The 23,739-nt window shown below is 45.2% G+C and carries 18 protein-coding genes; 10 read left to right on the plus strand and 8 right to left on the minus strand.

The features are described 5' to 3' along the window. Positions 1 to 25: 25 nt before the first annotated feature. Together dnaG and H3L97_RS11015 are read right to left on the minus strand one after the other, a co-directional pair. Positions 26 to 1,798, minus strand: a complete 1,773-nt coding sequence (gene dnaG / locus H3L97_RS11010; RefSeq protein ID WP_097114849.1) for a DNA primase — start codon at positions 1,796 to 1,798, stop codon at positions 26 to 28. A 114-nt stretch (positions 1,799 to 1,912) separates the two neighbouring features. Next, positions 1,913 to 2,065, minus strand: coding sequence for a hypothetical protein (locus H3L97_RS11015; protein ID WP_179655877.1), 153 nt, complete (start codon positions 2,063 to 2,065; stop codon positions 1,913 to 1,915). A 14-nt stretch (positions 2,066 to 2,079) separates the two neighbouring features. Here H3L97_RS11015 and H3L97_RS11020 point away from each other — a divergent pair, with 14 nt between their 5' ends. Continuing rightward, positions 2,080 to 3,258, plus strand: a complete 1,179-nt coding sequence (locus H3L97_RS11020; RefSeq protein WP_097114848.1) for an efflux RND transporter periplasmic adaptor subunit — start codon at positions 2,080 to 2,082, stop codon at positions 3,256 to 3,258. 133 nt (positions 3,259 to 3,391) lie between these two features. Beyond that, on the plus strand, positions 3,392 to 5,332 hold the full coding sequence (locus H3L97_RS11025) for a MacB family efflux pump subunit (RefSeq protein WP_097114847.1): 1,941 nt from the start codon (positions 3,392 to 3,394) through the stop codon (positions 5,330 to 5,332). Positions 5,333 to 5,419: 87 nt separating this feature from the next. On the opposite strand, the gene H3L97_RS11030 is transcribed toward H3L97_RS11025, so the two are convergent. Both H3L97_RS11030 and H3L97_RS11035 read right to left on the minus strand, forming a co-directional pair. Continuing rightward, a complete protein-coding gene (locus H3L97_RS11030) occupies positions 5,420 to 6,088 on the minus strand; it encodes an OmpA family protein (RefSeq protein ID WP_097114846.1) in 669 nt (222 codons plus the stop codon). A 320-nt stretch (positions 6,089 to 6,408) separates the two neighbouring features. Then, positions 6,409 to 6,561, minus strand: coding sequence for a hypothetical protein (locus H3L97_RS11035; RefSeq protein ID WP_182073075.1), 153 nt, complete (start codon positions 6,559 to 6,561; stop codon positions 6,409 to 6,411). On the opposite strand from H3L97_RS11035, the gene H3L97_RS11040 reads away from it, so the two are divergent. The 4 genes from H3L97_RS11040 (at position 6,560) to H3L97_RS11055 (ending at position 13,982) form a co-directional block, all read left to right on the plus strand. Next, positions 6,560 to 7,333 (plus strand): ferredoxin--NADP reductase, encoded by a 774-nt coding sequence (locus H3L97_RS11040; protein ID WP_097114845.1) that lies wholly within the window; start codon positions 6,560 to 6,562, stop codon positions 7,331 to 7,333. The two genes, H3L97_RS11035 and H3L97_RS11040, sit on opposite strands and share 2 nt — an antisense overlap. 235 nt (positions 7,334 to 7,568) lie before the next feature. Next, complete coding sequence (gene trpA, locus H3L97_RS11045; protein ID WP_097114844.1) at positions 7,569 to 8,351, plus strand: tryptophan synthase subunit alpha; 783 nt, start codon at positions 7,569 to 7,571, stop codon at positions 8,349 to 8,351. Positions 8,352 to 8,598: 247 nt separating this feature from the next. Then, a complete protein-coding gene (gene putA, locus H3L97_RS11050) occupies positions 8,599 to 12,213 on the plus strand; it encodes a bifunctional proline dehydrogenase/L-glutamate gamma-semialdehyde dehydrogenase PutA (protein ID WP_097114843.1) in 3,615 nt (1,204 codons plus the stop codon). Between the two features lie 326 nt (positions 12,214 to 12,539). Next, entirely contained in the window at positions 12,540 to 13,982 is a 1,443-nt protein-coding gene (locus H3L97_RS11055; RefSeq protein ID WP_097114842.1) for a peptide MFS transporter, read from the plus strand. 208 nt (positions 13,983 to 14,190) lie between these two features. Here the strand turns inward: H3L97_RS11055 and H3L97_RS11060 are convergent, their stop codons facing one another. The 3 genes from H3L97_RS11060 to pilB all read right to left on the minus strand — a co-directional run bounded on the left by H3L97_RS11060 (position 14,191) and on the right by pilB (position 18,095). Next, positions 14,191 to 15,033, minus strand: a complete 843-nt coding sequence (locus H3L97_RS11060) for a prepilin peptidase (protein WP_097114841.1) — start codon at positions 15,031 to 15,033, stop codon at positions 14,191 to 14,193. 75 nt (positions 15,034 to 15,108) lie between these two features. Beyond that, positions 15,109 to 16,392, minus strand: coding sequence for a type II secretion system F family protein (locus tag H3L97_RS11065; RefSeq protein WP_097114840.1), 1,284 nt, complete (start codon positions 16,390 to 16,392; stop codon positions 15,109 to 15,111). A 23-nt stretch (positions 16,393 to 16,415) separates the two neighbouring features. Next, a complete protein-coding gene (gene pilB, locus H3L97_RS11070; RefSeq protein WP_097114839.1) occupies positions 16,416 to 18,095 on the minus strand; it encodes a type IV-A pilus assembly ATPase PilB in 1,680 nt (559 codons plus the stop codon). Positions 18,096 to 18,349: 254 nt separating this feature from the next. Here pilB and coaE point away from each other — a divergent pair, with 254 nt between their 5' ends. Together coaE and zapD are read left to right on the plus strand one after the other, a co-directional pair. After that, entirely contained in the window at positions 18,350 to 18,991 is a 642-nt protein-coding gene (coaE, locus tag H3L97_RS11075; RefSeq protein WP_224446344.1) for a dephospho-CoA kinase, read from the plus strand. Beyond that, complete coding sequence (gene zapD / locus H3L97_RS11080) at positions 18,978 to 19,733, plus strand: cell division protein ZapD (protein WP_097114838.1); 756 nt, start codon at positions 18,978 to 18,980, stop codon at positions 19,731 to 19,733. Before coaE ends, zapD begins: the two co-directional genes overlap by 14 nt. A 92-nt stretch (positions 19,734 to 19,825) precedes the next feature. Here the strand turns inward: zapD and H3L97_RS11085 are convergent, their stop codons facing one another. Continuing rightward, positions 19,826 to 20,773, minus strand: a complete 948-nt coding sequence (locus H3L97_RS11085; RefSeq protein ID WP_097114837.1) for an NAD(P)H-dependent flavin oxidoreductase — start codon at positions 20,771 to 20,773, stop codon at positions 19,826 to 19,828. Between the two features lie 145 nt (positions 20,774 to 20,918). Between H3L97_RS11085 and H3L97_RS11090 the strand changes: the two genes are divergently transcribed. Further along, positions 20,919 to 21,986, plus strand: coding sequence for a dsDNA nuclease domain-containing protein (locus H3L97_RS11090; protein ID WP_097114836.1), 1,068 nt, complete (start codon positions 20,919 to 20,921; stop codon positions 21,984 to 21,986). Between the two features lie 53 nt (positions 21,987 to 22,039). After that, positions 22,040 to 23,737, plus strand: a complete 1,698-nt coding sequence (locus H3L97_RS11095; protein ID WP_097114835.1) for a hypothetical protein — start codon at positions 22,040 to 22,042, stop codon at positions 23,735 to 23,737. The last annotated feature ends 2 nt before the right edge of the window (positions 23,738 to 23,739 follow it).

The raw sequence follows: 23,739 nt of genomic DNA on the forward strand, positions 1-23,739 counted from the left end.
CACGCCCTTTCCGATTGGCAAAACCTCATCTCATCAATAATTGCATCAACAACTGCGTTTCTGCCGCATTCAGGCTGCCTGAAATGCTTTTTTCTTTCAAAATATTCACTTGTGCCAATTTCAAGTTTTGCACCAATTTCATCATGCCATCGGCAAAGCTGATTTTGGCTTCTTCGCTGTCATCGTCCCAATCGTTGTCGGGTTGCAGCGCGTGGCGGAAAATGTGTTCCAAAATCGGCATAAATGGCGTATCGCGGAAATATTCCAGAGCCTGTGCCGTGCCAATATGTTGATTTTTCTGATACAAATCCGCCAACGCCAACAAACACGCCACATCATCTTGCACCGCCAAATAATCGGGAAACAGCACATCGTTTGCCCATTCGGGGTGAAACAGCAAAGTGCGAATTTGTTTTTGCGCCAAATTCAGCATTTCAGGCTGCCTGAACGTTTCCTGCGGCAACTGATACGATTTGGCGGCAACATGGCGTTTGGGAGCCGCCTGCCCCATCAAATGCGCCAAATTGTTTGGGTCTATGCCCGTGATTTCGCTCAATTTTTGTTTGAGCAAATACAACAAAGTAGGCGCTTGCGTGATTTGACGCAACAAAGGCGCGGCGTGTTTGACCAATTCCGCCTTACCCTCTTGGCTGGTCATGTCGCTGTTTTCGGTTAGCACGTCCCAAAAATAGGCTGAAAACGGCTTGCTTTGGTGCAACAAGGCTTCTTCAAACCGCGCTGCACCGTGTTGGCGCACAAAACTGTCGGGGTCGTGTTCGGCAGGCAAAAACAGAAAATGCAGCGATTTATCGTCTTTTAATTGTGGCAAGGCGTTTTCCAAAGCCCGCCATGCCGCCTTGCGCCCTGCCCCATCGCCATCAAAACAAAAATACACGCTGTCGCTGTGGCGAAACAGCAATTTGATGTGTTCGGCAGTGGTTGCCGTACCCAAAGCGGCAACGGCATAGCCTATGCCAAATTGCGCCAATGCCACCACGTCCATATAGCCTTCCACCACCAAAATCCGCCCCACATCTTTAATTGCCTGTCGCGCTTCATACAAGCCATACAGATTTTTGCCTTTGTCAAACAATGGGGTATCGGGCGAATTGAGGTATTTGGGTTTGCTGTCGTCCAGCACGCGCCCACCAAAGCCGATGACATTGCCGCTCACACCGCGTATGGGAAACATGATGCGGTGGCGAAAACGGTCGTACTGTTTGCCTTCATTGTCCAGCACCATGCCGCTTTCCAGCAAGGCGGTGTTGGGATAAGGTTGCGCGATTTGCGCCAAAGCCCGCCAATCATCAGGCGCATAGCCTATGCCATAATGCGCGATGATTTCGGGCGACAAACCGCGTTGTTGTTGCACATAATTCAAAGCCGCTTGATTATGATTTAATTGTTGTTGATAAAAATCGCAGGCAGCCTGAACGGTGCTTTCCAAAGTTTGCTGTTGCTGTTTTTTGGCGGCGCGTACTTCGGGGCTGGGAGCGGATACGCCACGCACTTGCGGCACGGTCATGCCCACGCGGTCGGCGAGCAGTTGCACCGCCTCCACAAAGCTCATGCCCTGATGTTCCATGATAAAGCCGATAGCCGAGCCGTGTGCGCCACAACCAAAACAATGGTAAAACTGCTTGCTGGGGCTGACTGAAAAACTGGGCGATTTTTCCTTGTGAAACGGGCAACACGCCATGTAATTGGCACCACCTTTTTTGAGCGGAACGTATTGTTCAATCACATCAACAATATCGGTGCGGGCAAGCAGGTCGTCAATAAAATCGTGGGGTATCATAATCTGGCATGGTGGGTAAATGGTATGGACAAAATTATACTGGATAGCCCCAAAATACCAAACCATTGCCCCAAGCATTTTCAGGCAGCCTGAAAATGTTATTGCACTTCAAAATTAGCCAAAATCATGTAAAACACCACCACCAAAATCCCAAATTATCAAAAACTTACCCATCTTCACACCCCATTCAAGACTTGGTTTCAGGCAGCCTTTTCGGTAAAATAGCGGTTTTATCTCAACAAAATCATCAGCATAAATATTTCTCAAATTAAAGGTTTTCCATGAACAAACTCATCAAAGCCCTGATTGCGGCTGCCATTTTGGGCGGCGGTGGCTATTTTGCCTATTCCCAATTCCAACCCAAAAACGAAATTGCCTACATCACCGAACCCGTTAAACGCGGCAAAATCAGCCAAACCGTTTCCGCAACAGGCGAATTGTCGGCTTCGCAACTGGTGGACGTGGGCGCACAGGTATCGGGTCAAATCAAAAAAATGCACGTTAAAATTGGCGATGTGGTGCAACAGGGCGATTTGATTGCGGAAATTGATAACCGCTCTCAAATCAATGATTTAAATACCAATCGCGCCCGTTTGGAAACCTTTCAAGCACAACTGGCTTCGGCTGAAATCGCCTTAAAAACCGCCCTGAAAAAACACAGTCGCTATGCCGAATTGGGCAAAGCAGGCGCGGTTTCCAAAGAAGAAATGGAACAAACCGAAGACGCGCTCGCCAGCGCAAAAGCCCGCATCAAAGAATTGCAATCTTCCATCAAACAAACCCAAATCGCCATCAACACCAGCGAAACGGATTTGGGCTACACGCGCATTACCGCCCCCATCAATGGCACGGTTGTGGCTTTGGTGGTGGAAGAAGGGCAAACCATCAACGCCAATCAAACCACACCCACGGTGGTGCAAATCGCCAATTTGTCCACCATGCTCAATAAAATGCAAATTGCCGAAGGGGACGCCACCAAAGTTCAGGCAGGGCAAAACATCAGTTTCACGATTTTGTCGGAACCCGATGCGCCCATTTCCGCCACTTTGGACAGCATAGACCCTGGTTTAACCACCATGTCGCAAGGCAATTACAGCAAATCCACCGACACCACTTCCAGCGCAGTTTATTATTACGCGCGCGCCACCGTGCCAAACGACAACGGTAAACTCGCCATCGGCATGACCACGCAAAACACGATTGAAATTGCCAGCGCAAGCGATGTGTTGGTTGTACCCAGCATTGCAATTAAAAATCAACAGGGTAAGAAAATCGTCCGCATTTTGGGCGCAGACCAAAAACCGATTGAAAAAGAAATCCAAACGGGTTTGCGCGACAGCATGAACACGGAAATTCAGGCTGGCTTAAACGAGGGCGAACAGTTGATTATGTCGGAAATGGGCGCAGGAGAAAAAGCCAAACAGCAAAATATGCCGCCTATGGGTGGTCGCCCACGTTGATTTTTCAGGCAGCTTTGCGGCACACCACAATTTGTGATGTTGCAACCCTAACCTTCTCTCGCCAACGTGGAAGGGAACAGATTACAGGCAGCCTGAAACCCCATTTTCAAAATTTAAAAAGAAAATCAAAAACATGGCTTTAATTGAATGCAAAAACATCAACCGTTATTTTGGTGAAGGCGACAACCGCGTTCACGTTTTAAAAAACATCAACATCAGCATAGAAAAAGGCGATTTTGTGGCGATTATCGGGCAATCGGGTTCGGGCAAATCCACGCTGATGAACATTTTGGGCTTGCTGGACACGCCCACATCAGGCACTTACGCCATTGCAGGCACAGAAACCTCCCAAATGTCGGCAGATGAACTTGCCGCCATGCGCCGCAAACGTTTTGGCTTTATTTTTCAAAGATACAACTTATTGAGTGCCATTTCCGCGCGAGACAATGTCGCCCTGCCCTCCGTGTATGCAGGCATAGACCACGCCACGCGCAGCCAACGCGCCAATTTATTGTTGGACAAATTGGGCTTAAAAGGCAAAGAAAACAACAAACCCAGCGAATTGTCGGGCGGACAACAACAGCGCGTTTCCATCGCCCGCGCCCTGATGAACGGTGGCGAAATCATTTTCGCAGACGAACCCACAGGCGCATTGGATTCAGGCAGTGGCGAAAACGTGATGCAAATCATTCATCAGCTCTATGCCGATGGACACACCATCATCATGGTAACGCACGACCCGAATATCGCCGCCCAAGCCAATCGCGTCATTGAAATCAAAGATGGCGAAATCATTGCCGACACCAGCAAAACCCAAGAAATTCAATCCAGCAATGTGCAAAGCATTCAAGAAAAACACGGCTTGGGTTTTTACAAAGACCAATTTGCCGAAGCCTGTTCCATGTCCATTCAAGCGATTGTGGCGCACAAAATGCGTTCGCTTTTGACCATGTTGGGGATTATCATCGGCATTGCGGCGGTGGTGTCGGTGGTGGCATTGGGCAAAGGCTCGCAAGAAAAAATCCTTAAAGACATCAACAGCATGGGTACAAACACCATTTCCATCTTCCCTGGTAGTGGCTTTGGCGACCGCAACCGCAGCCGCATCAAAACCCTGACCATTGCCGACAGCCAAGCCCTTGCCAAATTGAGTTATGTGGAAAGCACCACCCCATCTACCAGCACAGGCGGCACGCTCACTTACGAAAATGTCTCATTATCGGCAAACCTTTATGGCGCAGGCGAACAGTATTTTGATGTACGCGGCTTAAAATTGGGTTCAGGCAGGCTGTTTGATGCCAGCGATGTCAAAAACAATGCCCAAGTGGTCGTGATTGACGACAACACCGCCAAGCAGTTGTTTTCCAATGGCGAAAATCCAATCGGACAAACCCTGCTGTTCCACAAACGCCCCCTGATTGTGATTGGCGTATTGGCAAAACAAGAAACCAATATGATGACGGGTTCAGACAATTTGAGTTTGTACACGCCCTACACCACGCTGATGAACCAGATTAGTGGCGAAAAACACATCAGCAGCATAGCCGTGAAAGTGAAAGACCATGTGGATTCGCAAGTGGCAGAAAAAGGCATACAAGAAATGCTGATTTCACGGCACGGCACACAAGATTTTTTCATGCGAAACAGCGACAGCATCAAACAAATGGTGCAAAACACCACAGGCACCATGACGATGTTGATTTCATCTATCGCATTGATTTCATTGGTGGTGGGTGGCATTGGCGTGATGAACATCATGCTGGTTTCCGTAACCGAGCGCACCAAAGAAATTGGCGTACGCATGGCAATCGGTGCACGACAAAGCAATATTTTGCAACAGTTTTTGATTGAAGCGATTTTATTGTGTGTGATTGGTGGCGTGGCTGGTGTGTTGATTTCATTTGGCTTGGCGGCGGTGTTCAATCATTTTGTGAAGGATTTTGCGATGTCGTTTTCCACAGCGTCTATTGTGGGCGCGGTGTTGTGTTCTACGGCGATTGGCGTGGTATTTGGCTACATGCCTGCAAAAAATGCCTCCAAACTCAATCCGATTGATGCGCTGGCGCATGATTGAGTTTTTTTCAGGCTGAAAACCAATAAAAAACGGATTTTGTACCGAAATACAAAATCCGTTGTCATCAAATCACTTTATGGCAAATGATTATTGAACACGCTCACGAACCAATGCGCGAATGCGAACATCTACGCGGCGGTCAGGTTCAATACATGCAATCAATGTGGCGCGTTTCTTCGCAGCAGACACTTTTTTGCCCAATTTAGCCACTTCTGCTTGACATTGTGCGGTCATACGCGCTTGGCTTTCACCAAAGCCCACAGCAGAAATTTTGGCAGCAGGCACACCTTGGCTAACCAAGTAGTTTGCCACCACATTGGCGCGGCGTTCAGACAGGGCTTGGTTGTATTGGTCTTTACCCATAAAGTCGGTATGACCTTCAACACGCGCAGATTGAACATCGGCGTTGTTCAAGCGACCTGCCAATTGGTTCAAGGTTTGCAAGGCTTGTGGGCGCAATACATCTTTATCAAAGCCAAACAAGAAGTTGGAAGACAAAGATTCTACGCGGTCTTCATAAACAGGTGCAGGTGGTGGCACAGGTACAGGAGCTGGTGCGGCTTCTTTATCGCCACACTCTGCCAAGCCGTTTGTGGCTTTATCCAAATGGTTGTTTTCCCAGCACTCGCCATAGTTGTTGCGTACCACTTTGCCAGATTGTTCGCTGATGGTGTAGCCGTGAACATCGTGTGCCATTGCACCCGCAGAAGCCAACAATGCAACCATCATTGCGCTTAATTTCAGCTGTTTAGTCATGTTATTCCCTCAATTGAAAAAAGGACGGCAGAAAATGGTTTTTCTGCCACGTTTACGAGATTCAGCACCGCTTTAAGTTATAAGGCTTGTTGCGGAAAACCAAATTTTCTAAATTGTACTATGTTTCAAAAAACACGACAAGAAATTAAGCTGGACGGTGTGTTCAGGGCAATTTGGCGTTTGGCAGGCTGAATTTTGTGCCAAAAAAATGTGCCAACTTGCATTCGCACATCCACATAAATATTTGAAATATAAAGTATTTTATTGAAAACAAAATGCGTGGACGGTTTGCCGCCTTCTCGTTGCGTAAAAACAACATATCATGCCAAAACAAGCATTTGAGCCAAATGCCCAATCGCCAAAATGAGATTGGTTCGCAATGCTGGTTTTTTTGCTAAAATAAGCCCATTTGAATCAACTTGGCTGCCTGAAACGCTTTTTTCAGGCTGCCTGAAAATGGACACACACATCATGAGCAGCGAACAAAAATTCACCGAAGAAACCGTATTGTGGCTGAAAAAACACAGCCCCAAACATTTGACTTTCGCCATTACGCGCCCCGAGCATTTTCGCTTTTCGGCGGGGCAATTTGCGCGTTTGGGTTTTCGTGTGGGCGAACATGGCTACATTTGGCGGGCTTATTCGGTTACATCGGCTGAATACGATGACACATTGGTATTTTTTGTGATTTTAATTGAAAATGGCGAAATTTCCGCGCATTTTGCTCAACTTCAAGCAGGCGACACGATTTTGTTGGACAAAACGGCACAGGGCTTTTTCTTGCCGCAGCGTTTTCCTGATGGGCGCGATTTAATCATGTTATCAACGGGTTCGGGCATTGCGCCGTTTTTGTCTATGCTGCACCAGCCTGAAATTTGGCAGCGATTTGACACGCTGGCTTTGGCGCATTGTGTTTCTTATCGCAATGATTTGATTTTCAACGATGAAATTGCCCAATTTGCCGAACACCCTTTGGTGGGCGAATACGTTTCGCGTTTGCGTTTTGTGCCGATGACCACGCGCGAAACCGATGCCGACACTTTGCATTTCAGGCTGCCTGAAAGTTTGAAAAATGGCAGTTTATCGCAGGCTTTCGGCTTGAATTTTGACAAGGAACACAGCCGTTTCATGATTTGCGGCAACCCCGAAATGGTGCAAGATACCTTCAAAACTTTGCTGGACATGGGTTTTGCCATGCACCGCAATAAATTGGCGGGACACATCATTTTGGAAAACGGGTTTTGATGGGCGTTCAGGCTGCCTGAAAATTTGCGTTACATCAAAAGCCAATCACTTGCTGATTGACCGTTTTTCAGGCTGCTTGGATAATAAACACACATTCAACATTTTGTTGAATTTTTTCCCTATATCATTTGGTTTTGGCGCGTGCTTGTGATTGAGTACGCGCATTTTTTTATGATGATGGGGCATTTGCAATATAATCGCATTTTCCCATCAAAAATATGCGAAAGGACACACCATGAGCCGCATTCAAACCACTTTTGCCGCCTTGGGCGAGCGCAAAGCCTTGATTCCCTACATCACAGCAGGCGACCCCAATCTTGCTACCACCGTTGAATTGATGCACGCCATGGTTGCCAATGGCGCAGACATTTTGGAATTGGGCATTCCCTTTTCCGACCCCATGGCAGATGGCGCAACCATTCAACGTGCCGTAGAACGCGCCTTGCAAAATGGTGTGGGTTTGAAAGATGTGTTGCAAGCCGTAGCCCAATTTCGCCAACAAAATCAACACACACCCGTGGTGCTGATGGGCTATTTGAACCCCATTCACAAAATGGGTTATGCCCAATTTGCCCAAGCCGCCGCCCAAGCTGGCGTAGATGGCGTTTTGACGGTGGACAATCCCATTGAAACCATCGCCCCCTTGCAAAGCGAATTGCAAAAAAATGGCGTGGATTGCATTTTCTTGGTTGCCCCCACCACCACCGAAACGCGCATTGCCCAAATTGCACAATATGCAAGCGGATTTGTGTATTATGTGTCGCTCAAAGGCGTAACAGGTTCAGCGCAACTGAACACGCAAGCGGTGGCTGAAAAATTGACCGTTTTGCGCCGCCACATTCGCATTCCGATTGGGGTGGGATTTGGCATCAGCGATGCGGCAAGCGCGGCGCAAATTGCCAGCGTTGCCGATGCGGTGATTGTGGGCAGCCGCATTGTGTTGGAAATTGAACAAAATTCAGGCAGCGAAATTCAAGCCGTTGGCAAATTGGTGCGCGAATTGAAAAATGCGATTTAGAACTTTTATTCATAAGATGGATGGCTTAATTTTATGGTTCATTCTTGCGAATACAAGGCGGATTTTCATTGAACATATTGGCGTGAAAAACCAACGCAGTAGGCACATGAAGTGGCGATAAAAGCAAGCTATTGAGATTGTGAATACAGGTTCTTAAATTTCAGGCTGCCTGAAACCGTTTTTCAGGCAGCCTTTTTGCGTTAAAATAATGTGGATTTTTACCCTGAAAATTTAAAGGATTTTCATCATGTTTCAATTTCACATTGCCCAAAAAAACCCATTGCGCCAAGCCATTACCGCCGCTTACCGCCGCGATGAAACCGAAGCCGTAAACGATATGTTACAACGCGCCAAAATGTCCGATGCGGAAAAAACCGCCACCGACAATTTGGCGCGTTCTCTTGTCAAAAAAGTGCGCGCCGACCGCAGCAAAGCCAGTGGCGTGGACGCGCTCATGCAAGAATTTAAATTGTCCACCGATGAAGGCGTGGCGTTGATGTGTTTGGCAGAAGCCCTGTTGCGCATTCCCGATGCCGAAACGCGCAACAAATTGATTCAAGACAAATTATCAGGTGGCGATTGGAAAAAACATTTGGGTCGCAGCCCCAGTTTGTTTGTGAATGCGGCGGCTTGGGGCTTGCTGATTACAGGCAAATTAACCAGCAATAAAATCAGTGAAGACAATCTTTCAGGCAGCCTGAACCGCATTTTGGGCAAAGGCGGTGCGCCCTTAATCCGCGCAGGCGTAGATGCCGCCATGCGTATGCTCGGCAAACAATTCGTAACAGGTCAAACCATAGACGAAGCCCTGCAAAACGGCAAAGAACGCGAAAAACTCGGCTACCGTTTCTCGTTTGACATGCTGGGCGAAGCCGCCATGACCCAAGCCGATGCCGACCGCTATTACCAAGATTATGTGAACGCCATTCACGCCATCGGCAAAGACGCGCAAAACGCAGGCATTTACGAAGGCAACGGCATTTCTGTGAAATTGTCCGCCATACACCCACGCTATTCACGCGCCCAACATCATCGCGTGATGAGCGAATTGTTGCCCAAACTCAAAGACTTATTCTTATTGGCAAAACAATACAACATCGGCTTAAACATTGACGCAGAAGAAGCCAATCGCCTTGAATTGTCATTGGATTTGATGGAAAACTTGGTTTCCGACCCCGATTTGGCAGGCTTTAACGGCATGGGTTTTGTGGTGCAAGCCTACCAAAAACGTTGCCCCTATGTGATTGATTATTTGATTGATTTGGCAAGACGCAATCAGCAAAAATTGATGATACGCTTGGTCAAAGGCGCGTATTGGGACAGCGAAATCAAATGGGCGCAAGTGGACGGCATGGACGGCTATCCCGTTTACACGCGCAAAGTCCACACCGATGTGAGCTATTTGGCGTGCGCACGCAAATTGTTGGACGCGCAAGATGCCATCTTCCCCCAATTTGCCACCCACAATGCCTACACTTTGGCGGCAATTTACGAATTTGGCAAAGACAAAGATTTTGAATTTCAATGCCTGCACGGTATGGGCGAAACGCTTTACGACCAAGTGGTTGGCGCACAAAATTTGGGTCGCCGCGTTCGCATTTACGCGCCCGTTGGCACGCATGAAACGCTGTTGGCGTATTTGGTGCGCCGCTTGTTGGAAAATGGCGCAAATTCTTCATTTGTCAATCAAATTGTGGACGAACACGTCAGCGTGGACAGTCTGCTCAAATGCCCTTTGGACGTGGTGGAACAAAACACTTTGGGCAAACCCAATGCGGTGTTGCCTTTGCCGCGCCATTTATATGGCAAACAACGCCTCAATTCACAAGGATTTGATTTATCAAATGAAAATGTGTTGCACGATTTGCAAAATGCCATGAATTTGGCAAGCAAAAAGGCACACAATGCGGTTTCTTTGGTTTCAGGCAGCCTGAAAAACGTTCATCAAGCCGCACACAATGTGTTGAACCCCGCCAATCACGATGATGTGGTTGGCACGGTGGCGTTTATTGGCGCGGAACACATCGCCCAAGTGATTGAACAAGCCAAACAATCCGAAAAAATCTGGTCGCAAAAACCCGCCAGCGAACGCGCCCAAATTTTGCGTCAAATTGCCGATTTGTATGAGCAAAACGCGCCTGAATTGATGATGTTGGCGATTCGCGAAGCAGGCAAAACGCTGAACAATGCCATCGCAGAAATTCGTGAAGCGGTTGATTTTTGTCGCTATTATGCCGATGAATGCGAAACGACTTGCGCCGAACGCACCGCTTTGGGGACTTTGGTGGCGATTAGCCCATGGAATTTCCCTTTAGCGATTTTCACAGGCGAAGTGGTAGCGGCTTTGGCGGTGGGCAATGCGGTTGTTGCCAAACCTGCCGAGCAAACCAGCCTGATTGCCCATCGCGCGGTGCAGCTCATGCACGAGGCAGGTGTGCCACGCGATGTGTTGCAGTTGGTGTTGGGCACAGGCGATGTGGGGGCGGCTTTGACGCAAAATCCACACATCAATGGCGTGATTTTCACGGGTTCCACCGAAGTGGCGCAGCTCATCAACCAAACTTTGGCAAAACGCGAAGATTTGCCCGTGTTGATTGCGGAAACGGGCGGTCAAAATGCGATGATTGTGGACAGCACGGCTTTGGCAGAACAGGTTTGCGCGGACGTGTTGAATTCGGCATTTGACAGCGCAGGTCAGCGTTGTTCGGCATTGCGGATTTTGTGTGTGCAAGAGGAAGTTGCCGACCACATGATTGCGATGATTAAGGGCGCGATGAATGAGTTGCGCGTGGGCAATCCGATGAATTTGGACACCGACATCGGTGCGGTCATTGACGCGGAGGCGCAAGGCAATTTGCTCAATCACATCAACAAGATGAAAACGGTGGCAAAAGCCTACCACGAAATCAAGCTGCCTGCCCATGCGGACAAAGCCACTTTTGTTGCCCCCATTGCTTTTGAATTGGACAATTTGCATCAATTAGAACGCGAAGTGTTTGGTCCTGTGCTGCACATTGTGCGTTATCGTGCCAATCAGTTGGGCGATTTAATCCAACAAATCAACAGCAAAGGTTACGCGCTCACACACGGCATTCACAGCCGCATTGACCGTACGGTGGCGTTTGTGCAAGAAAACATTGAGGCGGGCAATGTGTATGTGAACCGCAATATTGTGGGCGCAGTGGTGGGTGTTCAGCCTTTTGGTGGACACGGTTTATCTGGCACGGGCCCGAAAGCAGGCGGTGGATTCTATTTGCAAAAATTGAGCCAAGGTGGATTGTGGCGTCTGCCGCAAGGCGTGGTGTATGCCCCCAACGATTCAGGCAGCCTGAACGCTTTGGAAAGCCTGATTCATCAATTACCCATTTCCCACGACATGCAAGTGAAATTGGGTGGCGTATTGGGCGAAACACGCATTCACGCCTTGCACCGCGCCAGCCTGAAATTAACAGGCCCAACAGGCGAACACAACGAATTGACATGGCGCGCCCCCAAACAGGTTTATGTGGAAGGTGGCGATTTGGAAAGCAGTTTGTTGGCATTCATGCGCATTGCCGCGATGGGAACGCAAGTGGTGGTCACACACCAGCACCCTTTGGCAAACATCGCCAACTTGGCAGGCAACAGCCTGAAAGTGAGTGCCTACCCCGAACAAGAACCGCATGTGGCGCATTTGGTGGCATTGGACGCACCCAGCGTGGCATTGAAAAACGACATTGCCGCCCGTTCGGGCGCATTGATTCGCGTGATTGATGCCACACAAGGTTTGGATGTGTTACCCTTGTACGAAGAAATTTCGTGCAGCATCAACACCACCGCCGCAGGGGGTAACGCCAGCTTGATGGCAATGCAAGAAGCCTAATCTTTCCCCACAAAAACAGGCTGCCTGAACACCGTCCATGCGTTTTCAGGCAGCCTGAAACCTTTGCAAAACCTACTTTTAAACTGACGTAGGGGCGGATTTCATATCCGCCCTTTTTTCAATCTATTGATAAGAATGAAAATTTCTGCGACCCTAAACGGGGCAGATATGAAATCTGCCCCTACAAACCGAGTTTTGCAAAAGTTTCAGCCTGAATATTGTTACTGTCCAACCAACAAGAAAATGAAAGACAATCTTATTTGCATTGCCAAAACAAAAATCTTAACTTATGATGACATTCTTTATCACATTCAAAAGGTGTTAGCATGCAACAAGAAAAACAGTTTTTCGGACACCCAAGGGCATTGGGCAATCTGTTCCACGTTGAGCTGTGGGAACGTTTCTCCTATTATGGTATGCAAGCCATTTTGTTGTTTTACATGTATTACGCCATGACCGATGGCGGTTTGGGCATGGACAAAGCCATTGCAGGCGGCATCATGGGCGCATACAGTGGCAGCATTTATGTTGCAACTTTGGGTGCAGGCTGGATTGCCGACCGCGTGTTGGGCGCAGAACGCACCCTTTTTTATTCAGGCATGGTCATCATGGCAGGACACATTGTGTTGGCAATCGTACCAGGGCTAGAAGGCTTGATTTTCGGCTTGATTTTGGTGGCACTGGGTAGCGGCGGCGTGAAAGCCCCAGTCAGTTCCATGGTCGGCTCGTTGTACGACAACGACCAATACCGCCATTTAAGGGATTCGGGTTTTTCACTGTTTTACGTTTCCATCAATATTGGCGCATTTTTGGGACCACTCATCACAGGCTTGTTGCAAAACAAAGTGGGTTTCCACTACGGTTTTGGCGCGGCGGCGGTGGGCATGGGTTTCGGTTTGTTTCAATACAGCTTGGGTCGCAAACTGTTGGTGCAACACCAAAGCGCACCCAACCCATTAAATCCACAAGAAAAAAAACAGGCACTCATCGGTTTGGGTATGGGTGTGCTGGTGTTGGTGGCGGTAATCGCATCGGGATTCATCACACTGACCAATTTCAAAATGGTCTTGTTTTACAGCGTGTTGGCGATTGCCTGCCTGTATTTTGCACGACTTTTAACCGACAAGCGCGTGGACAGCGTCAAAAAAGGACACATCTTGGCATACATTCCCCTGTTTGTGTGCATTTGCATTTTTTGGGCATTGTTTTTCCAAAACTTTACCGCATTGATGATTTATTTTGAATCCACCGTAAACCGCATGTTTGGCTCATTTGAATTTCCCGAAGCGTGGCAGCCTTCCATGCAAAGTTTTTGGGTGATTGCTTTGGCTGGCGCGATGTCGGCATTGTGGCGCAAATTGGGCAAAAATGCGCCGTCCGACCCCGTGAAATTTGCTTTGTCTTTGATTTTTGCGGCTTTAACTTTCGTCTTTTTCATTTACCACATTCAATCAGGCAGCCCCATGCCAATTTGGGTGTACATGATTGCTTTGGGCGTGCTAACGGTTGCCGAATTGATGATTTCGCCCATTTCACTTTCTTTCGCAACCAAAATTGCGCCCGATTTTTTCAAAACACAAATGATTGCCTTGAACTTTTTGGGTTTGTCCATTGGTTTGACTTTGGGCGGCATTTTGTTTGGCAATTTTTATGATGAAGCCAATCCGCTTGGTTTTTACTACATGATTTTGGGATTGGGCTTGGGAGCGGGTGTGATTTTCCTGCTCATTTCGCCCATTTTGAAGAAGATGTTGCGTGATGTTGCATGATGTGATTTGAAACAAGGCTAAAACCTTTGCAAAACTCGGTTCCTAGGGGCAGATTTCATATCTGCCCCTACGTCAGTTTAAAAGTAGGTTTTGCACAGGTTTCAGGCTGCCTGAAATATTTTTTAAAACGAAACTCAACGTAAAAGCATTTGGCTTACTTTCAGTCGCCAAAGGCAAAATCGTTTTTTGCCGTGTACAGAATGTGGCTTTAAAAACCCGATTTGTGCAACCACCAATTCACGCCATACAAGACCTTATCGTGCCACACAAACACAATCCACCCCGCAATTGCCAAACAAGGACCAAATGCCATAGGCTGTTGTTTTGCCACACGTTTGATTAAGCCAGCCACAATGCCCACGCAAGCCGCCATCAGCACAATCACCGCCAAATTCTGCAAGCCCGTCCAAGCCCCCACCGCCGCCAACAATTTGAAATCGCCACCGCCCATGCCGTCCACACCGCGCCACAATTTGTAGGCATTGGACAAAATCCACAAACTCATGTAGCCCACCACCGCACCCAACATCGCTTGTTCCAAACTGATGAAACCCGTGTGCCAGTTAAACAAAAATCCCAACCAAATCAATGGCATAGTCAGTTGGTCGGGCAAATATTGCGTGTCTGCATCAATAAAAGTCAGTGCAATCACAAAGGCGGTAAACAGGCAGCCCCACACGGTAATCGGCGACCAACCATATTGCCAAGCCACCAACGCAAACAGCAAACCTGTAAGCAACTCCACCAAAGGATAGCGTATGCTAATGGGCGTGTGGCAACTGGCACATTTCCCACGCAAAATCAACCAACTGATAATGGGCATATTTTGCCAAGGGCGCACAGGCGAACCGCAATTACCACAACGAGATGGTGGGGTCATCAAATTGAATTTTTCAGGCTGCGGGTCATTTTCCTGAATCAAGCCCAAATGTTCTTTGGAAAATTGCGTCCAATCGTTTTCCATCATCACAGGCAGCCTGTAAATGACCACATTCAAAAAACTGCCCACCAATAAACCCAAAATCAGCGCAAACAGCACTTCAATATTCATGTTTTTTCTTTCTGTATAGTGAAATACTCCCCCTTGCAATCAGGGGGAGTATTTGTTTTGATTGCGATTTTAAGCTTAACCCAAAGCATCGCCCATGCTGAACAATGGCAAGTACATGGCAATCAAAATCACGCCCACAATACTGCCCAATACCACCATGATGATGGGTTCCATCAATGATGACAACATCGCCACCGCATTGTCCACCTCATCTTCGTAAAATTCGGCAACTTTGTTTAACATATCGTCCAAAGAACCTGCTTCTTCACCAATTGATGCCATTTGTACCACCATATTAGGGAAAACATCAGTTGCTTGCATGGCGGAAGTCAGCGAAATACCCTGATTCACCTTGCTGCGGATTTCATGCGTGGCTTCTTCATAAATGATGTTGCCTGCCGCACCTGCCACCGAATCCAAAATTTCCACCAAAGGCACACCTGCTGTAAACAGCGTGGCTGTGGTACGCGCCCAACGCGCAATGGTCGCTTTGCGAATGATTTCACCAAAAATGGGCAATTTCAACAACAGCGCGTCCACACGTTTTTGCACGGCTGGTGAATTTTTGTGGATAAAACTTGCACCCACCACCGCACCAATCATACCCAAAATCACAATCCAACCTTGTGCCACAAAAAAGTCCGATGCGTCCATCATCCATTGGGTTAAGGCTGGCAGTTTCGCGCCCATGCCGTCATACACCTTTTTAAATTCAGGCAGCACGAACATCATCATCACCAACACCAGCACAATCGCCACCACCACCACCGAAATGGGGTAAACCAATGCACTTTTCACTTTCTTTTTAATGGCTTGGGTTTTTTCCATATAAGTGGCGAGCTTATCCAAAAGCGCGTCCAACACACCACCTGCTTCACCTGCTGCCACCAAGTTGCAATAGAATTTGTCAAAATATTTGGGGTGCCGCGCAAAGGCATCGCCCAAAGCCGTACCCTGTTCAATGTCGTTGCGTACATTCATCAGCAATTGGGTCATAGAGGCGTTGGCATGACCTTTTGCAACAATGTCAAAGGCTTGCATAAGTGGCAAACCTGCTTTCATCATGGTGGAAAGCTGACGTGTGAACACGGTAATGTCTTGTGCCGTGATTTTCTTGGCACGGCGTTTTTTCATTTTGGTGATTTGCAACACCTTAATGCTGCGCCGTGCCAGCTTCTGACGGGCTTCTTCTTCGTTTTTGGCAACCACTTCGCCGCGCACCACCGATTCGGTTTGGGTGTTGCGCCCTTCAAATTGATAGCGATTGCCGCGTTCTTTGGGTTCTTGTTTTAAGGCAGCACCTTTGGCTTTGGGTGCGGCTTTTTTAACTGGCTTTTTAGACTTTGTTGCTGCTGCCATAATTTATCCCTTTGATTTTCAAATTATTCGTTGGTGGTGGCGATGACTTCGTCCAGCGTGGTAATGCCTTGCATGACTTTGAGCAAACCCGAACGGCGCAAATCCACCAAACCTTCTTCGTAAGCAATGTTGGCGATGTCCACTTCGGTACCGCCTTTCATAATCACGGCTTTCATTTTTTCGGTCATGGGCATGACTTCGTACAAACCTGCACGACCTTTGTAACCTTTGCCTTTACACGCATCGCAACCCACTGCGCGATACATTGTCCAATCTTTTGCCAAATCTTCTTTGGTAAAACCTGCGTCCAACAGCACTTTTTCTGGCGGACGCTCCATCGGCATTTTACAGGCTGCACACAAACGGCGCGCCAAACGTTGTGCCATAATCAAATTCACTGCTGACGCAATATTAAAGGGCGCAACCCCCATGTTCAACATACGCGACAAGGTAGCAGGGGCGTTATTGGTGTGCAAGGTGGAAAACACCATATGACCTGTTTGTGCTGCCTTAATCGCAATGTCTGCCGTACCCAAGTCGCGAATCTCACCAATCATGATGATGTCAGGGTCTTGACGCAAGAAGGCTTTGAGTGCGGCTTCAAAGGTCAAGCCTTGTTTGTCGTTCACATTGACTTGGTTGATACCGGGTAAGTTAATCTCTGCGGGGTCTTCGGCGGTGGAAATGTTCACATCGTCCGTGTTCAGAATGTTCAGGCAGGTGTAGAGCGATACGGTTTTACCTGAACCCGTAGGCCCTGTTACCAACACCATGCCGTATGGACGGTAAATCGCGTCCATAATCAATTTTTTCTGGAAATCTTCAAAGCCCAGTTGGTCGATGTTCAGGCTGGCTGCGTCTGAGTTCAAAATACGCATTACCACCTTTTCGCCAAACAAGCAGGGCATGGTGTTCACACGAAAGTCAATCGCTTTGGAGCCTTTGGAAAATTGCAACTGAATGCGTCCGTCTTGTGGGACACGTTTTTCGGAAATGTCCAGCTTTGCCATAACTTTAATGCGCGATGCCAACTGGCTGCGTAAGTTTACGGGCGGTTGCACCACTTCACGCAACACACCGTCTTGGCGGCAACGCACACGCGCCATAAATTCGTAAAACTCAAAGTGAATATCGGACGCGCCACCATTGACCGCGTCAAACAAAATCTTTTGAATGAAACGGGCAACAGGACCGTCTTCTTCTTCGCCGTCCACAATCATGGTTTGGGCGGCTTGTTCTTGCAAGCTCGCGTCCATGCCCATTTCTTTAATCAGGCTCACGTTGGCTTGACCGAACCATTCCAATACGGTACTCAACTGGTCATCGCGCACAATCACCAAATCGGGCGACAAGCCACTTGCAAACACGGCTTTTTGCAAATTCTGCAACTGGGTGGGGTCGGAAACCGCCAAAAACACTTTGCGTCCGCGCTTGAAAATGGGGACGCAACGGTTTTCTTGCATGGCACTTTCGTCCATCACATCGGTCAGGATTTTGCTGCGTGGAATGCTGTTTAAATCCAATTGGGGATAGTTAAACAGCTTGGACAGCAATTCCGCCAAGCCATCGGGCGTAATCACTTTGTCGGCAACCAGCATGGGAATGATGTTTTTGTTTTCTTTGATGGCTGTTTGGTATTTTTCTAGGTTGTTTTGTGGCACAATTTTTTGTTGTGCCAAGGTACGCAATAAACCGATGCTCATAATTGCAATTTCCGTTATTTATCAGGACGCTGCCTGAAAAAAATTCACTGTAAAACCCCCAACCGCCCCTGCTCAACACAAGCGCATTTGTGGAAAATTGGGTAAGATTGTGTCAATTATACAAGATTATCATTGGCTTTGGGTTGATTGTGGGGAAAAGGCTGAAAACAGCGTTTCATCTGCACAACAAAAATGCGTTTCAGGCTGCTTTTTGTGGGAAAATGGCTGCCTGAAAATTTTTGCAAAATACTCAAATGATGAAAACGCATTGGATAGCCATTACTGGCGGCATTGGGAGCGGAAAAAGTCTTGTTACGCAAATATTTGGCGAATTGGGTGTGCCGCATTTGGACGCTGATGAGGCAAATCGGCAAATCATCAATTCGCCACAACACGCGGCTTTGCGCGAAATCCGCCACGCTTTGGGCGATAAGGCGATTGATGTTTCAGGCTGCCTGAACCGCGATTTTGTCCGCGAAACGGTGTTTCAGCACCCTGCTCTGAAACGGCAACTGGAACAGATTTTGCACCCCCACATTTTTGCCGCCCTACAAATCCAACAAAATCAAGTTGCACCGCACACTTTATATGGCTTGATTGAGCTGCCGACTTTGCATGAAAATTCGGTGTTCAGGCAGCTTGTTGAGCGTGTTTTGTTGATTGTTGCCGATGAAAATGTGCGCATTGAGCGCGTGAAAGCGCGTAGCCACTTGAATGAAAAACAAATTCGTGCCATTATCGCCAACCAAATCAGCGATGAGCAACGTTTGCGTTTTGCCGATGATGTGTTGCACAATTCAGGCAGCCTGAATGATTTACGCGCCCATGTGTTGCGGCAACATCAATTTTATCAAACCATTTTTAATCAAGAAAATCAACATAATGTTACGTTTTGAATGCCCACTTTCCGACCGAATGCGCAATTTTATTCGCATTGAACAATTGTTTAACCGATTTGACGAAACGCTCGCCTCGGACGAACAATGGCAGCACCATGTTGCCATTTGTACGCTGTTTGAGTTGATTGAATGCTCATCACGCGCCGAATTGAAACGCGATATGCTGCACGAATTGGAACGCCAACGCTTGCACCAATTAAGCCTGCCTGAACCCAATCAAGAACGCTTGGGCAAACTCAATCTTGCCATTCAAGAATTGCAAATTGTGAACATTCAAACCACCCAAGCCTTGCGCGAAAATGAGTGGTTGAGCGCGTTTCAGCAACGCCTGAAAAAAGCAGGCAGCACCACGGCGGTGGAATTGCCCAGCTACTATTTTTGGCAACAACAAACGCCCCAACAACGCCGCGATTATCTGAAAAAATGGAGCAAATCCACCCAACCGTTTTACCATGCCACGCGCTTGTTGGGCGAAATTTTGCGCCTGAATCCGAATGAAAAGGAATGTGAGGCGGTTTCAGGCAGCCATCAGTTTGGCGGTTTGAATTTGAACACCCAATTACTGTGCATTGAAGTGGACGAAAAACACGGTGTGGTTCCCGAAATTTCAGCCAACAAATATGCCACGCAAATCAATTTCTTACAAGCTGACCAAGAAAAAGCACGCAGCACTTTGGTCAGCAAAAACATTCCTTTTAAATTGATTATTTGCACATTTGAAGAACCCATTAAAGGTTAATGCGTTGCCGTTTCAGGCAGCCTGAAAACCTCAACCCACATCATATCAAAAACACCGCTTGCATGATTACAAGCGGTGATTGCTTTGACAAATTAACCCATCAACTCATCAATCAATTCTTTCACGCTTTTGATTTTGTTGATTTGTGAAATGCCATTGCCCACCGACACATAGCCGTTGTCAAAATCACCTTCTAACATACCCAAACGCATTCCTGTGCCAGCGTTCATGACCTTAGCAATCTCACTACGCGTTGCCCCATTTTCACTCATTTCAAAGCATTTTTTCGCCAATTTGGTTGGCAAAGAGCGATAATAATACGGCTCGGTGCGGAACAACAGCAAATCATTAGCCGTTGCATTTACAATCCATTCTTTAACCTTTTGATGGCTGCGGCACTCGGTTGTGGCGATAAATGCTGTACCAATCCACACGCCTTCCGCCCCAAGCGTTAAGGCAGCCTGCACCGCTTTTTTATCAGCAATGCCACCAGCCAGCATCATCGGCAAATCCACCTTACCCACAAATTCTGAAAGCACATTAAAACTGCCCACTTCTTTCATCGGCAAAGTACCGCCCTCATCAAACCCCGTCAGCACCAAAATATCTGCCCCCAATTCTTGGGCTTTTAGTGCGTCCGCCAAATTGGGATTAGGCAAACGGCAGATGATTTTAATGCCCGCCTGTTTGAGTTTGGCGTAAATTTCAGGGTCAAGCCAGCCGTTATCCAGCACCACAGGCACACGCTCTTCAATGAATAAATCCACCATTAACGGAATCAGCGAAAAATCATAAGACAACATAAACGGCACGCCAAAGGGCTTATCGGTCAGTGCCTTCACCTTACGAATTTCGTTACGCATACGGTCAAGCACTTCTTGATTGGAAGTTGGATTGGTGGTTTGCCCTGCGTGTGGGGCTAAAAAACCAAGCCCGCCAGCTTCGGCAACGCTTGCCACCAGATGTGCATCGGTTAGCCAACTCATTGGCGCTTGAACGATGGGGTGTTTGATGTTTAGGATTTGGGTAATGCGGTTCATTGGATTTTCCTGTTTGAATGAAAAGAATTAGGCGTATTTTAATGGTTTTGGATTTGGGAGGGAATGAGTAAAAATGGGAAGATATATTTCATATTTGGAAATGAAATGCTAGAATATCTAATATGTTTTGATGGAATTCTGAATTATGAATACTAAAAACCCTCTGTATTTTGAACAAAGAGAAAAATCAGGCAGTAGTACTTTCACAAAATTTTACTATCAATATAATTGGGCATTAAACCAAGCATTAGACAACCTCTCTAACAATAAAGAGTATATTGTATTTTTAGAAACACACGAAGATGTCGTATTCGCTGACTCTTATAAAAATGAGAGTAATTTTGATTTCTTTCAAGTAAAAGAAACCAAGACTTTTTCTCTTAAACAATTATGTACAAGAGATAAAAATACCAAAAATTCAATTTTAGGAAAACTGATTTTATCCATTCATAACAAACCTTACAAAAATCAGGTTCGCTCTCTTTGTATTGTAGCTTCCAATGGCTTTGATTTTAAAAGAATATTAAAAAATAATACAATTTTAAGTATATACTCTATATACGATTTAAATGACAGATCAGTTGATGAAGTAACCAAATGCCTAAAAGAAGAAATTGGAAATGATATTGATATATCAAAAATAAATTTTCATCACTCAAAATTATCTGTTGAGTTTGATGGATTGCAACATCAAATGATTGGAAAGATTGCCACTTTAATGAAAAAGTTATTTCCAAAATCTTATTATGATGCAGAAGATGCTTACAGAGCCATTATAGATGAAATGTGTAGAAAAGGAACCAATACACAAGATTATAAGATATGGGAAGATTTTGTTGCCAATAAAGGCTTAAAATCTTCTGAAATAGAAAATATTATAAAAACAAAAACTACAAATGATTTTGAAAATATCAGAGATTGTTTTAATGATATCTCTAATGACTTAAATATAAACGCTTTTAAAAAAGCACATATTAAAAAGTCTATACAAAATATTCACGCAGAAATCTGTTCTTTAAATCTTTACTACATAAAGATATATGAAATTATCAATAAATATATAAAAGAGAACCAAATAAATATTTATGAGACCAATGCCAACATGGTTATAAATACAATACTCAAAGATCTTGGTGAAAAAATTGATGATATAAATTCCTACGAAATGATTGTCTATTGTCTTATTAGGAGAATTCTTGATGAGAGTGTATAACGATGGTAACTTAAACTACAAAATTTTAGTCAGACATTTAAGAGAGCAAAATAATGGCAAAATTAAAATTTACCCAAATAATTATCATATCAAAAGAAAACAAATCATCAAATCTATTTCAATTCAGTCCAACAAAGAATCTGATAACAGCTGATGATAATGGTTGCGGAAAAAGTACGCTCATAAAAAGTATACTTTGGACTTTTGGCTGTGAGCCAATTTTTGACGATAATTGGAAATCCCAAAATGTATCCTGTTTATTAAATTTTGAGATTGATGGAAAATCCCATCAGATTTATAGAGAAAATAACTTTATTTATTATACCAATGGCAATGAGAAACACAAATTTTCTCGCATCACAGGAGAATATGCAAAGTTTTTTGGGGAACTGGTTAGATTTACTCCATTGTTTATCAATAGGCAAGAAGATGTAGAAGCACCACCCCCTGTTTTTTACTTTCTACCTTTTTACATTAATCAAGATATTGGCTGGACAGATACTTGGAATGGGTTTGCTAAACAGAGCCTTACCCAATTCCATAGTTCTTGGAAAAATATCCTTGTTAAGTTTTTTTCTGGTTATACAACACCAGAATACTTTCAACTAGAAGAAAAAATTATTCAACTAAAAAAAGAAGAAAAGAAGTCAAAAGAAAAAATTGAACAATTGAATGATGTTGAAATTATTATTCGGGAAAATTTACCCTCTCACAATTTTTCATTTGATGAAAGTGAATTTAATGATATTGAAAATGAGTTACAACAATTAGATGAGTTATTGAGACAAGAGTCAGATTGGGCAAAACAATTAAGCCAATATAAATCAAATAAGTATTTCTTAAAGAGCCAGAGTGAATATATTGAACAAGCTATTTTATCCTTGGAAGAAGATTATTTATTTGCCACCGAATATCTTGAAAATGAAGTAAAATGCCCAACCTGTGGTGTTTTTCATAAAAATTCAGCATTTAATCGAGCTTCTATCTTGGCAGACAAACAAAAAATGATAAAAGAAAAAAAATATTTAGACAGCCTAATTTCCCAACAACAAATAGAAATCCAAGAAATAAACAATAAATTAAATGAAATCAAAGACAAAATCAAATATCTTAATATCAAATACCAATTACAAGGTGAAATTTTCAATAATTATCTTATTGGAATTACGCCACGCTTGGTCAATAAAAGTTTTTTACAGATAAAAATGCAAGAAAATAATCTTATTGTAGAAAACAACCAAAACCAGACCAAATTAAAAAAGGAGAAAGAATCCATAATTAAAAATAGAAGAAAATACTCAGATGAGTATTTTTACAAAATAATGTATCATATTAAAAATGACTTAAACATTCATTCCTTAAATTTAGATAAAGTAAAAACTCCCTTGCACTATAATAAGTTAGGAAAGTCTGGCGGTGGTTCAGCTGACAAAACTAGGGTTATATTAGCTTATAGATTAGCAATTTATAAGCTAATAGCTCATTTGCAATCAACAACAATTTCTCCTTTACTTATAGATACCCCAAATCAACACGAGCAAGATAAAAGAAATTATAACTCAATTATTAAATATTTGAGTGAAAAAATAACTGATGATTTTCAGATTTTTCTTTGTGCAATGCCAAATGAAACTCTAGATAATTACAAGGAAAATGCACATATTATAAATTTAGATAAAAATAAAATTTTATTATCTGATAACTATGATTCCCATAAAAAAATTATTGATGATTTTTTAAACAGTTTTTGAGT

The sequence above is a fragment of the Alysiella filiformis genome (assembly GCF_014054525.1).
GTDB classification, from domain to species: domain Bacteria; phylum Pseudomonadota; class Gammaproteobacteria; order Burkholderiales; family Neisseriaceae; genus Simonsiella; species Simonsiella filiformis.